Source organism: Nonomuraea sp. NPDC005501 (genome assembly GCF_040605905.1).
GTDB lineage: Bacteria > Actinomycetota > Actinomycetes > Streptosporangiales > Streptosporangiaceae > Nonomuraea.
Genome location: NZ_JBEXDT010000157.1, coordinates 1 through 11825 on the forward strand (window position 1 = coordinate 1; position 11825 = coordinate 11825).

Annotated in this window: 10 protein-coding genes and 3 pseudogenes; 5 read left to right on the top strand and 8 right to left on the bottom strand. The window is 70.5% G+C overall.

The window, feature by feature from the left end; translation table 11 throughout:
• Positions 1 to 351: pseudogene (locus ABZS51_RS40700) on the top strand (RDD family protein); the annotation flags it as partial.
• 9 nt (positions 352 to 360) lie between these two features.
• Here ABZS51_RS40700 and ABZS51_RS40705 read toward each other — a convergent pair.
• Both ABZS51_RS40705 and ABZS51_RS40710 read right to left on the bottom strand, forming a co-directional pair.
• Positions 361 to 1698: a hypothetical protein gene (locus ABZS51_RS40705; RefSeq protein ID WP_355453128.1), complete on the bottom strand. Its 1338-nt coding sequence runs from the start codon at positions 1696 to 1698 to the stop codon at positions 361 to 363.
• A gap of 137 nt (positions 1699 to 1835) precedes the next feature.
• Complete coding sequence (locus ABZS51_RS40710; RefSeq protein ID WP_355453131.1) at positions 1836 to 3224, bottom strand: hypothetical protein; 1389 nt, start codon at positions 3222 to 3224, stop codon at positions 1836 to 1838.
• A 184-nt stretch (positions 3225 to 3408) separates the two neighbouring features.
• Between ABZS51_RS40710 and ABZS51_RS40715 the strand changes: the two genes are divergently transcribed.
• The gene (locus ABZS51_RS40715) at positions 3409 to 4041 is read left to right on the top strand and encodes a DUF305 domain-containing protein (RefSeq protein ID WP_310708171.1); all 633 of its coding nucleotides are present in this window, start codon (positions 3409 to 3411) and stop codon (positions 4039 to 4041) included.
• Between the two features lie 35 nt (positions 4042 to 4076).
• Here the strand turns inward: ABZS51_RS40715 and ABZS51_RS40720 are convergent, their stop codons facing one another.
• Entirely contained in the window at positions 4077 to 5312 is a 1236-nt protein-coding gene (locus ABZS51_RS40720) for an adenosylhomocysteinase (RefSeq protein WP_310708172.1), read from the bottom strand.
• A gap of 189 nt (positions 5313 to 5501) precedes the next feature.
• Positions 5502 to 6929 carry an adenosylhomocysteinase gene (gene ahcY / locus ABZS51_RS40725; RefSeq protein ID WP_355453135.1) on the bottom strand — a complete coding sequence of 476 codons (1428 nt, stop codon included), beginning with the start codon at positions 6927 to 6929 and terminating at the stop codon, positions 5502 to 5504.
• A 100-nt stretch (positions 6930 to 7029) separates the two neighbouring features.
• On the opposite strand from ahcY, the gene ABZS51_RS40730 reads away from it, so the two are divergent.
• Entirely contained in the window at positions 7030 to 7389 is a 360-nt protein-coding gene (locus ABZS51_RS40730; protein ID WP_310708174.1) for a MerR family DNA-binding transcriptional regulator, read from the top strand.
• Positions 7386 to 7922 carry a GerMN domain-containing protein gene (locus tag ABZS51_RS40735; RefSeq protein WP_355453138.1) on the top strand — a complete coding sequence of 179 codons (537 nt, stop codon included), beginning with the start codon at positions 7386 to 7388 and terminating at the stop codon, positions 7920 to 7922. Before ABZS51_RS40730 ends, ABZS51_RS40735 begins: the two co-directional genes overlap by 4 nt.
• Positions 7923 to 7956: 34 nt before the next feature.
• On the opposite strand, the gene ABZS51_RS40740 is transcribed toward ABZS51_RS40735, so the two are convergent.
• Together ABZS51_RS40740 and ABZS51_RS40745 are read right to left on the bottom strand one after the other, a co-directional pair.
• On the bottom strand, positions 7957 to 8181 hold the full coding sequence (locus tag ABZS51_RS40740; protein WP_355453141.1) for a hypothetical protein: 225 nt from the start codon (positions 8179 to 8181) through the stop codon (positions 7957 to 7959).
• A 103-nt stretch (positions 8182 to 8284) separates the two neighbouring features.
• Positions 8285 to 8764, bottom strand: a pseudogene (locus ABZS51_RS40745) (alpha/beta hydrolase-fold protein); the annotation flags it as partial.
• A 180-nt stretch (positions 8765 to 8944) separates the two neighbouring features.
• On the opposite strand from ABZS51_RS40745, the pseudogene ABZS51_RS40750 reads away from it, so the two are divergent.
• A pseudogene (locus ABZS51_RS40750) lies at positions 8945 to 9813 on the top strand (phosphatidylglycerol lysyltransferase domain-containing protein).
• Positions 9814 to 9865: 52 nt separating this feature from the next.
• On the opposite strand, the gene ABZS51_RS40755 reads toward ABZS51_RS40750, so the two are convergent.
• Both ABZS51_RS40755 and ABZS51_RS40760 read right to left on the bottom strand, forming a co-directional pair.
• A complete protein-coding gene (locus ABZS51_RS40755; protein WP_355453144.1) occupies positions 9866 to 10792 on the bottom strand; it encodes a cation diffusion facilitator family transporter in 927 nt (308 codons plus the stop codon).
• Between the two features lie 53 nt (positions 10793 to 10845).
• On the bottom strand, positions 10846 to 11825 hold a 980-nt coding region (locus tag ABZS51_RS40760; protein ID WP_355453147.1), incomplete at its 5' end, for a bifunctional phosphoglucose/phosphomannose isomerase.

Genomic DNA, 11825 nt, shown 5'->3' on the forward strand with positions numbered 1-11825 from the left:
GCCGGGGTGCCGCCGCACGCGAACCTGAGCGCCGTGCTGGCCGAGCGGCGGCGGCGCGACGCGGCCCGGCTCGCCCACCAGGCGAGCGTCCGGGCAGGCGGCGTCCAGGCGGGCGGCATGCAGGCGGGCGGCGTCCAGGCGGGCGGGCCGGTCCCCCCGCCATGGACCGACGCGCGTCCCGGCCCGGTCGCCCCGCCCTGGTCCGGCGCGCCCGCCGCGCCGCCCGCGGGTGACCGGCCCGCGTACGGTCGGCCGGGGCCGCCGTCTCCGGGCTCGTGGGAGGCGCGGCCGCCGGTCGCGCCCGCCGAGCCGCCGCGACCGACGCCGGGCGGGTTCGCGCCTCCCCAGTGAGCGGCGCGCCTACTGCGTCTGCGGGTTGAGCGCCTTGAGCCGCTTCCCGGCCGCGGACGCCGTGCGCGGGTCCTTGATGCGCAGCACGTCCAGGCCCTTGCGGATGTCGCTGCTGTAGATGTGGCTGTTGTAGTAGTACGCCGACCAGGAGCCGCCGAAGTCACGCGGCGAGACCGGGCCCCGGTCGAAGTAGGCGATCTCCTGGGGCTTGGCGGCGTCGGTGAAGTCGAAGACCGACACGCCGCCCTGGTACCACGCCTGGACCATGATGTCGCGGCCCTTGACCGGGATCAGCGAGCCGTTGTGGGCGACGCAGTTCTCGCCGGTGCCCTGGTGGCGCGGGATCTTGTAGTAGCCCTGCTTGACGAGCTGCCCGTTCTCGACGGTGTAGATGGCGTCCGCGCCGCGCTGCGGGCCGACGGCCTTGGTGCAGACGGCGCCGAGGCCGCCGCCGAGCTCGTCGGTGAAGACCACCTTGTCGCCCCTGGCGTTGAACGTGGCCGAGTGCCAGAAGGCGAAGTTCTCGTCGGTCACCCGCGCGGTGACCTTCGGGTGCTCCCGGTCCGAGATGTCCATCAGGACGCCGTCGCCCATGCAGGCGCCCGCGGCCAGGTTCTTCCTGGCGTACACCGTGATGTCGTGGCAGCCGCTGGTCGGCGCGAGGAGCGTCTCCTGCTGCTCGTTGCCGCCGTCGGGGAAGAGCACCGGCCTGGAGACCACCTTGGCGGCCTTCGGGCGGTCCAGCGGCACCTTGACCACCGAGATGCCGTCGTGGGGCGGCTTGCAGCCGGGGAAGTCGCTCGACGGGCCGTACGAGGACACGTACAGGTAGACCGCCTTGCCCGTCTTGTCCGGCACGAGCGTGTGCGTGTGCGAGCCGCACGCGGTCCTGATGGCCTTGATGTACTTCGGACGGGACTTGTCGGAGATGTCGAAGACGCGGATGCCCTCCCAGGCGGACCTGAACGCCGCCGACGTCGGCTCCGCGTCGCACGAGTCGCCCTTGAGCGGCTCGTCCACGGACAGGAACAGCAGGTCGCCGTGGACCGACACGTCGTTCTGCGCGGCGGGGCAGGAGACGCGGCTCACCACGGCCGGCTTGGCCGGGTTCCGGATGTCGTAGACGGTGAAGCCGTAGTAGTTGCCCTGATAGGCGTAGTTCCCCTGGAAGGCCAGGTCCGTGCTGAAGGCGTCGGACGCGGCGAACGGGCCCTTCTTGGGGACGGTGGCCACGTGCTCGATGTTCGAGCTGGCCTTGACACCGTCGTCGCGGGCCTGGGCCGGGCCTGTCACGAGAGCCAGCACCGCTCCCGTCAGCACGAGGACGCGGCCGATACTGGACGCCACTGAGGACCTCCTGGTCGGGGATGAAGTCAGCGGGCCCCACTATGGCAGGAAATATCACCCTTCGCGGCGTACCCGCCGGAAGACCGCGAGGGCCGGCCCGTGGAGGAGACGGGCCGGCCCAGCGCGTGGGGGGATGGTCAGTCGTGGCCCCGGCCGCCGCCGCGGTAGGACTCCTGGGTCTGGACGTTCAGCCGGTCCGTGCGGACCCGCTGGGCGCCGTCGGTGAGCGGGTCACTGATCTTGAGAACGTCGAGGCCCTGGTGGAAGTCGGCCGCGTAGATGTGACCGTTGTAGTAGTACGCCGACCAGACGCCGCCGCCGCTGCCGTCGGCGCGCGGGCCGCGCTCGAAGTAGCCGATCTCCTTGGGCTTGGAGGAGTCGGTGAAGTCCCAGATCGAGACGCCGCCCATGTACCAGGCCTGGACCATGATGTCCTTGCCCTTGACCGGGATCAGCGAGCCGTTGTGGGCCACGCAGTTCTCGCTGTCGGCCTGGTAGCGGGGGATCTTGAAGTAGCTCTTGAAGACGAGCCGGCCCCGGGTGATGTCGTAGATGGCGTCGGCGCCCCGGTTCGGGCCGGTGGCCTCGTTGCAGGTGGCCGCGCCGCCGCCGCCGAGCTCGTCGGTGAAGACGACCTTCCTGGCGTCGTTGCTGAACGTCGCCGAGTGCCAGAAGGCGAAGTTCGGGTCGCTCACCCGGGCGGTGACCTTCGGGTTCAGCCGGTCGGAGATGTCGAACAGCACGCCGTCACCCATGCAGGCGCCCGCCGCGATGTCCTTCTCGGCGTACGCGGTGATGTCGTGGCAGCCGCTGGTCGGCAGGAGCAGGCCCGGCTGGGTCTCGTTGCCGCCGTCGGGGAAGACGACCGGCGTGGCCGCGACCGCCGCCGCGGTCGGGTCGTCCAGCGGCACCTTGATGATGGAGATCTTGTCGTGCGGCGGCTGGCAGTCGGGGAAGGTCGCCGACGGGTTGTACGACGAGACGTACACGTAGACGTTGCGGTTGCGGTCACGTCCCTTGCCCGGGACGAGGGTCAGGGTGTGGGAGCCGCAGTTCGTCTCGACCGACTTGACGTACCTGGGCGCGGACTTGTCGCTGATGTCGAAGATCCGGACGCCCTCCCACGCCTCCTTGTGGTCGGCCGAGAGCCCGGTGCTGTTGCAGGAGTCGTCGCTGCGCGAGCTGTCCACGGCGGCGAAGAGCAGGTTGCCGTGGACGCTGACGTCCATCTGGCTGCCGGGGCAGACGACCGAGCTGACCGGCTTGGCCTGCTTCGGGTCGCGGACGTCGTAGATGGAGAAGCCACCGTAGTTGCCGACGTACGCGTAACCGCCCTGGAACGCGATGTCGGTGTTGATGGTCCCGGCGATGGGCGCCGGCTTCGGGATGTTGAGCACGTGGGAGACGTTGGGGCTGGTCACCACGGTGTCAACCGGAGGGATGTCCGCGGCCGACGCGGGCAGCGCCATCGCGCCTAAGGCGACGGCGGCCGCCGCGGCGACGAGACTCCTTCGCAGGGTGAGCACTCGGGCTCCTCTCGGAGGATAAAGCCTATATAAAGAGAACATTCTGACTGGTGTTGTCATATGTCGCCAAGCAAGCAGTGTGTCAAGAAATTTGATGACATGAGGTGTTTACGACGTGTGCCCGAACCGTCTACAGTGCGACGTCGCAACATCCCGCGGTCAAGCCCTGGGTCAAGGAGGTCGGGTGCGCAGCGCACTCATCGTCGGCGCCTGCGCCTTCCTGCTCGTCGCCGGCTGCACGGAGGCCCCTGCCGCCGCTCCCCCGGCTGCCACGGCCACCGAGACGGCGCCCGTCATCGCGCCCGGCCGGCCGGGCGAGGAGGCCCGCACGCTGTCGCCCAGCGAGGCCGCCACCGCCGTGCCGCCCCAGAAGGCCAACGCGGCCGACGTCCGCTACCTGCAGAACATGATCGTGCACCACCGCCAGGCGCTGGACATGAGCCTGCTGGCCGGCTCCCGGGCCGCGAGCGACGCGGTCAAGCGGCTGGCCTCCCGGATCAACGACGTGCAGGGCCCCGAGATCGCGATGATGACGGACTGGCTGAAGACGGAGGGCCAGCAGGTCCCGGACCACCACGCCGCGCACGAGGGCATGCCCGGGATGGCCACGCCCGAGCAGATGGAGTCGCTGAAGGCCGCCCGGGGCGCCGCCTTCGACCGGCTGTTCGTCCAGCTCATGACCGCCCACCACCAGGGGGCCATCACGATGTCGACGGAGGTCCTGAAGCAGGGCTCGCACCTGCGCGTCCAGGAGATCGCCGAGGACATCTCCGTCAGCCAGGCCGCCGAGATCCGCCGCATGTCCGCCCTGCGCTGACCACCCGGAGCCGCCGGCGGCCGGGAAGGGGTGGGTCAGGAGCCGGCGCGCCAGGAGTGGAGGTAGGACTCCTGCTCCTCCGTGAGCGCGTCGATGCCGATGCCCGTGGCCGCCAGCTTGAGCCGCGCCACCTCCTGGTCGATCGACTCCGGCACGTCGTACACCCCGGGCGCGAGCCCGGCCCGCTCCCCCGCCAGCCAGGCGACCGCCAGGGCCTGCGCGGAGAACGACATGTCCATGACCGCCGCGGGATGCCCCTCCGCGGCCGTCAGATTCACCAGACGGCCCTCCGCCAGCAGCAGCAGCCTCCTGCCGTCCGGCAGGACGTACTCGTCGGTGTTGGGCCGTACGCCGCGGTGCACCTCGACGGCCAGCTCGTCCAGCGCCCGCACGTCGATCTCCACGTCGAAGTGCCCGGCGTTGGCCAGGATGGCGCCGTCCTTCATGACGGCCAGGTGCTCGCCCCGGATCACGTCGCGGTTGCCCGTGACCGTGATGAACAGATCACCCGTCCGCGCCGCCTCCGCCATCGGCCGCACCTCGTAGCCCTGCAGGGTCGCGTCGAGCGCCTTGACCGCGTCGATCTCGGTCACCACGACCCGCGCGCCGAACCCCTTGGCCCGCTCCGCGACGCCCCGCCCGCAGAACCCGAACCCCGCCACCACCACGGTCCGCCCCGCCAGCATGGTGTTGGTGGCCCGCATGATGCCGTCGAGCGTGGACTGCCCGGTGCCGTAGCGGTTGTCGAACATCCGCTTCGTCCGCGTGTCGTTCACCGCCACGACCGGGAAGCGCAGCGCGTCCTCCGAGGCCATCTGCCGCAGCCGGATGATCCCCGTGGTCGTCTCCTCGCACCCGCCGCTCACCCCGCCGAGCAGGTCGGTGCGCTCGGTGTGCAGCGTGTTGACCAGGTCGCAGCCGTCGTCGAGCACCAGGTCGGGCGCGATGTCGAGGGCCTGGTGGATGTGCCCGTAGTAGGTGGCCCGGTCCACGCCGGCCCGCGCGTGGACCGCGATCCCGTAGCCGCGCAGCGCCTCGGCCACGTCGTCCTGAGTGGACAGCGGGTTGGAGGCGGCCAGCGCGATCTCGGCGCCGCCCGCCTTGAGCGCGCCCAGGAGGACCGCGGTCTCGGCCGTCACGTGCAGGCACGCCGCGATCCTCAACCCGTCAAGCGGCCGTTCGAGCGCGAACCGCTCACCGATCGCGGTCAACACCGGCATCGAACGAGCGGCCCAGGAGATCTGCCGCTCGCCGCTTTCACTGACGTCCATGGGATGCCTTCAACCGAAGAACACGGCCGGGAACGCGCTCGTCACGGCGAGTGCGCCGTGAGCCTTCACGACCGGCCATGACAGACGGAAGCGACGTCGGCGAGTGCGGATGACCTGGCCTGCCGTAAAAGATCATGAAACGGATCGGCTCCGAAGGGAGAGAACCCTCCGGAGCCCCACACGGAAGGATCAGTACCGGTAGTGGTCGGACTTGTACGGGCCCTCGACGTGGACGCCGATGTAGGCGGCCTGCTCCTTGGTCAGCTCGGTCAGCTTGACGCCCAGGGCGTCGAGGTGGAGCCGGGCGACCTTCTCGTCCAGGTGCTTGGGCAGCGTGTACACGCCGATCGGGTACTCGTCCGTCTTGGTGAACAGCTCGATCTGCGCGATCACCTGGTTGGTGAACGAGTTGGACATCACGAAGCTCGGGTGGCCGGTGGCGCAGCCGAGGTTCATCAGGCGGCCCTCGGCGAGCACGATGATCGAGTGCCCGTCGGCGAAGACCCACTCGTCGACCTGCGGCTTGATGTTGTTCTTCACGATGCCGGGCAGCTTGGCCAGGCCCGCCATGTCGATCTCGTTGTCGAAGTGCCCGATGTTGGACACGATCGCCTGGTGCTTCATCTTCGCCATGTGCTCGGCGGTGATGATGTTGAAGTTGCCTGTGCAGCTGACGAAGATGTCGGCGATCCCGACGACCTCGTCCAGCGTGGTGACCTGGAAGCCGTCCATGGCCGCCTGCAGGGCGCAGATCGGGTCGATCTCGGTGACGATGACACGGGCGCCCTGGCCGCGCAGCGCGTCGGCGCAGCCCTTGCCGACGTCGCCGTAGCCGCAGACCACGGCCACCTTGCCGCCGATCAGCACGTCGGTGGCCCGGTTGAGGCCGTCGATGACGGAGTGGCGGCAGCCGTACTTGTTGTCGAACTTCGACTTGGTGACCGAGTCGTTGACGTTGATCGCCGGGAACAGCAGCTGGCCGTTCTTGTGCATCTCGTACAGGCGGTGGACGCCCGTGGTGGTCTCCTCGGTGACGCCCTTGATGCTCTCGGCGATCCGGGTCCACCGCTTCTCCTCGCCGACCGTGCGGGTGAGCAGGTCGACGATGACGTGCCACTCCTCCGGGTCCTCGGCGGTGGCGGCGGGCACGGCGCCGGCCTTCTCGTACTCGGCGCCCTTGTGGACGAGCAGGGTGGCGTCGCCGCCGTCGTCGAGGATCATGTTGGGGGCGTCACCGCCGGGCCAGGTCAGGGCCTGCTCGGTGCACCACCAGTACTCCTCCAGCGTCTCGCCCTTCCAGGCGAAGACCGGCACGCCCTTGGGCTCGTCGACCGTGCCCTCGGGGCCGACGACGACCGCGGCGGCGGCGTGGTCCTGGGTGGAGAAGATGTTGCAGCTCACCCAGCGCACCTCGGCGCCGAGCGCGACGAGGGTCTCGATGAGGACCGCCGTCTGGATGGTCATGTGCAGGGAGCCCATGATCTTCGCACCGCGGAGGGGCTGCGCGGCCGCGTATTCCTTACGGATCGCCATGAGCCCGGGCATCTCGTGCTCGGCGAGCCTGATCTCCTTGCGGCCGAAGTCGGCAAGTGAAAGGTCGGCGACCTTGAAGTCCATCTGTTACCCCTCGCGTCGGGACGGTGTCGCCGACGAGTTTAGGCGCCCCGCGGGAGAGGTCGCATCCCGGCGCCCCCGAAATTGACGTAAGAATGTAAGGATGCGTATCACGGAGGCCGCGCGGCGGCTCGGCATGTCCCCGCGGATGCTGCGGTACCGGGAGGCGCTCGGCCTGCTGCCCCCGGTCCGCGAGCAGGGCGCCCACCGGCGCTTCGGGCCGGAGGAGCTCGCGGCCGTGGCCCAGGGCGTGGAGCTGGAGAAACAGTTCGACGTCTCCCCCGCCGAGCTGGCGTTCGCGCTACGCGTGCTCAGCGAGCCGACGGTCGCCGCGGCCGTGCGCGACCTCGGGGTGCGGATCGGGCGCATCCCGGTGCCACGGCGGGCGCTCGACTTCGAGAAGGAGAAGGCGCTGCGGCTGCTTCGAACCAGCGCCCCCGTCCATACGTCAAAGAAATCATGAAAGAGCTCTTGATGGCCTCCGTGCTCGCGCTCTCCCCGGCGCAGGCCGCCTCCCCGGCGGCGCACGCGCCGGACATCGCGGCCCAGGCCGCCCAGGCCGGCGCGGCCGGTCAGCCCCGCGAGGTCAAGGTGTACTTCTCCAAGGGACACGGCATCCCGGGCAAGGTGGTGGCCGTGACCCGCAAGGCCCCGGACCAGGGGGTGGCCAGGTTCGCCGTCCGGCAGCTGATCACCGGCCCCACCAAGGCCGAGCGCGGGCGCGGCCTGCACTCGGAGCTCACGGGCAAGCTGCGCGGCCGCTCCGACTGCGGCAGCGACTTCGCCATCAAGATCAAGAACGGCACGGCGACGCTGCGCTTCTGCCGCACCGTCGTGGGCGACGGCATCGGCGGCGACGCCCGGGCCCTTCGCACGATCGACAAGACGCTCAAGCAGTTCAGCGGCGTGCGCAAGGTGGTCACCCTCGACAAGAAGGGCCGCTGCCTGTTCGACCAGAGCGAGAGCGGCAGGTCCTGCCTGACGGACCACGAGTAGGACATCCCGTGCGGTGGCACCCCCGGGCAGGGTGTCACCCGGGGGTGGCGGTCACAGCCGGAGCCGCGCCGCCGGGGGCGTGGAGCTGCTGAGCCAGCCACGGCAGGGCCTGCGGCAGCTCCCTGTTCCAGGTGTTGAAGTTGTGACCGCCGCTGGGCAGGATCAGTGAGGACGCCTGCATGGGCGGCTTGACCGCGGCCAGGAAGTCGCGCGTGGAGCGGTAGTCGCTCTCCCCCTTCCTGCTGCTGGTGACGAGCACGTTGACCGCGGGCGCGGGCAGCGTTGACCGCGGGCGCGGGCAGCGTCGCCAGCCGCCACATCAGGTCGTTGTCGTGCTCGACCGCCTGCTGCCCGCCGAACAGGTCGCCCGTCGTGCCGTCGATGATCGTCTCGTAGTAGCCCGACAGCGACACCGCCGCCGAGAACGCCTGCGGATGCGTCATGGCGAGCTTGAGCGCGCAGTACCCGCCGGTCGAGCCGCCGATGATCCCCCAGGACTCCGCGCCGGGCGCCACCCGGTACGCGGTCGTCATGTCCCGCCGCACGTCGTCGGCGAAGTACTTCTGGACCTGCGGCCCGCCCGGGACGTCGACGCACTCGGTGTCGCGCGGCAGCACCACACTCGGCCGCATCATCACCAGGACCGCCGGGGGGACCTGGTGGCGGCTGATGGCGGTCGCGAGCCGTCCGGGCAGGTCGAGCCTGGTCATCAGGTTGCGCGGGTCACCCGGGTAGCCGGTCAGCGCGAGGATCGCGGGAAAACGCCGCCGCTGGTCCCTGAGGTAGGCGGCGGGCAGGAACACGTACGCCTGCTCGCTGAGGTGCGTGGTGGGGCCGGGCATGATCACCTGCTCGATCCGCCCGCCGCGCACCGCGTGGCTGTCAAGCACCTGGAGGCCCTGCCCGGCGATCGTGACGGCCGCCGTGCCGGGGTCGGTGCCGAGCAGGTCGTCCCACGAGCCGTAGAAGAGGCCAGCGGCGACCCCATCGGCGACCGGGAGGCGTGGCCGGCGGCGATCAGGGTGTTCATGGCCGAGGCGAAGCGGCACGCCTGGGTGCCGGCCGTGATCGGCTGCGGCGAGACGGGCGGCGAGGTGTGGACCCGCGAGGCCGGGTTGTCGGCGCTGGAGATCGGGGACGAGGCGGTGGAGATCGGGGACGAGGCGGTGGTCGAGGTCGCCGACTTCACCTTGGAGGGACGGGCGATGCGTAACGTCCGCCCGATGGCCAACCGGACGGAACGGGCGGGTTACACCTGCATGGTGCGCAGGGTCGGCGAACTCACGGAGGACGAGAAGGAACGGATCAGGGCGGCCTCCGCGTCCTGGCGCGGCACGGAGACCGAGCGCGGCTTCTCGATGGCGCTCGGCCGCTTCGGCGACCCCGTAGACGGCCGCTGCGTGGTGGTCACCGCGCACAAGGACGGCGAGATCAGGGCCGTGCTGCACTTCGTGCCGTGGGGGCCGCGTGGCATCTCGCTCGACCTGATGCGCCGCGACCGCGACGCCGATCCCGGCCTCAACGAGCTGCTGATCGTCAAGACCCTGCAGGCGGCGCCCGCGATGGGCATCGCCAGGTCTCGCTCAACTTCGCGATGTTCCGGGCGGCCCTGGCCCGCGGTGAGCGGCTCGGCGCCGGACCGGTGCTGCGAGCCTGTCGCGGCCTGCTGCTCTTCCTGTCGCACTGGTTCCAGATCGAGTCGCTCTACCGATTCAACGCGAAGTTCCGCCCGATCTGGGAGCCGCGTTTCCTCGTCTACCCGAACACCCGCGACCTACCGCGCATCGGCGCGTCAGCGCTGCAGGCCGAGGCGTTCATCACCCTCGGCCGGCCCCGCCTCAGGCGCGCGAGCGCGCGCCTGATCGGCAACAGGGCGGCGCCGCTCACCTGAGCCCCGGCGCCCGAGCCGGCAGGGCCGGACTCCGGTGCCGAGTTGCAGGGGTTCAGGCCGTGGTGGTGCGGGAACGGTCGAGGTCCGGCTCCAGGTAGATGACCCGGGCGATCGGCACGGCCTCGCGGATGCGCCGCTCGGCCTCGTCGATGCCCCTGGCCACCTCCGACGCCGTGTCGTTGTGGGCCACCGCGATCTTGGCGGCCACCAGCAGCTCCTCCGGCCCGAGGTGCAGCGTCCGCATGTGGATCACCCGCTCGATCTCGTCCGCAGCCTCCAGCGCCTCGCAGATCTGGCGCTCCATCTCCGGGGTGGCGCTCTCGCCCAGCAGCAGCGACTTCGTCTCGATCGCCAGGATGATCGCGATCACCGCGAGCAGCAGCCCGATCATGATCGTGCCGATGGCGTCCCAGACCGGATTGCCCGTGATGACCGCCATCGCCACGCCGAACAGCGCGAACAGCAGGCCGAGCAGCGCGCCGAGGTCCTCCAGGAGGATGACCGGCAGCTCGGGCGACTTGGACCGGCGGATGAAGGTGAACCACGGCTGCTTCCCGCGCTGCGGGTTGGCCTCCTTGACGGCCGTGCGGAAGGAGAAGCCCTCCGCCACGATCGCGAAGATCAGCACGGCGAAGGCCCAGATGGGCGACTCCACCCCCTCGTCGGAGGAGAGCTTGTGGATGCCCTCGTAGAGCGAGAACACCGCGCCGATCGTGAACAGCACCACCGCCACCACGAAGGCGTAGAAGTAGCGCTCGCGGCCGTAGCCGAACGGGTGCTCCCTGGTCTGCCCGCGCTGGGCCCGCTTGCCGCCGATCAGCAGCAGCAACTGGTTGCCCGAGTCGGCGACCGAGTGGATGCCCTCGGCCAGCATCGACGACGAGCCTGTGAAGAACGCGGCCACGAACTTGGACACGGCGATGGCCAGGTTGGCCGCCAAGGCCGCGATGATTGCCTTCGTACCGCCGCTCGCGCTCACCGGTCTGCTCCGCTCATAAAGATCATGTACTCGTTTGCCCTGAGGAGGGGTTCTTACTCCGCAATCCTGGCCTTCAGCTCCGTGATGGCCGACACCGGGGTGGGGTCGATGCCGTACCCGAGAGCGAGGTAGACACTCGCGTAGTCGGCGAGCCCGATGAGCGAGGCCATCCGCACCAGCGGATGCTCACCCTCGGCGGCGAGCTCGCTGACCGGCACGCCGCGCTCGTGGGCGAGCCGCGCCGACGCGTCGCGGCGGCGCGTCACCTGAGGATGCTCCTCGGTGTCGCGCACCAGCACCAGGCGCAGACCGTGGCCGGGGTCGTCGGCGAACACGTCGCGCTGGGCCAGCGGCCCGTCGAGGGCGACGACCTGGTTGTGGTTGGCCTCCGGCAGCTCACCGAAGACCGCCGGGTACTTCGCGTTCTCGTTGAGCTGGCAGGCCAGCCGGTAGGCGGCGACGGCCGACAGCGGCGAGGTGCCCCAGATCATCGGCACGGTCTCGGCCAGCTCCATGGCCAGCGTCTTGCCCGGGTTGATGAACGACTCGCTGGAGGGCCGGCACCGGTGGGAGATGGCCTCCAGCTCCTTGGCCACCTCCTCGAACAGCTCCGCCTCGGCCTGGACCAGGCCGAGCGCGGCGGCGGCCACGATCAGCGGGACGGTCAGCAGCCAGACGTTCGCCCGGGGCTGCCCGGCGGCGGGGACCGCCACGAACGGCGCCGACGCCTGCCTGGCGACCGCCTCCAGCGGCGAGTCCGCGCCGCCCACCGCGAGCAGCTGGCAGCCGCGCCGCACGGCCTCCGTGGCCACGGACAGCGTCTCCTCGGTACGGCCCGAGCAGGAGACGGCGATGACCAGGTCGGCCGCGCCGACCCAGCCGGGAAGCTGGTAGGAGCGCACGGTGACGATCGGCAGCGGGACGCCCCGGCCGCAGACCGCGGCGAGGATGTCGCCCGCGATGGCCGAGCCGCCCATCCCCGCGACCACGACGGCGCGGGGCCGGGCCTGGCCGCGAGCACTAGATGGACGCG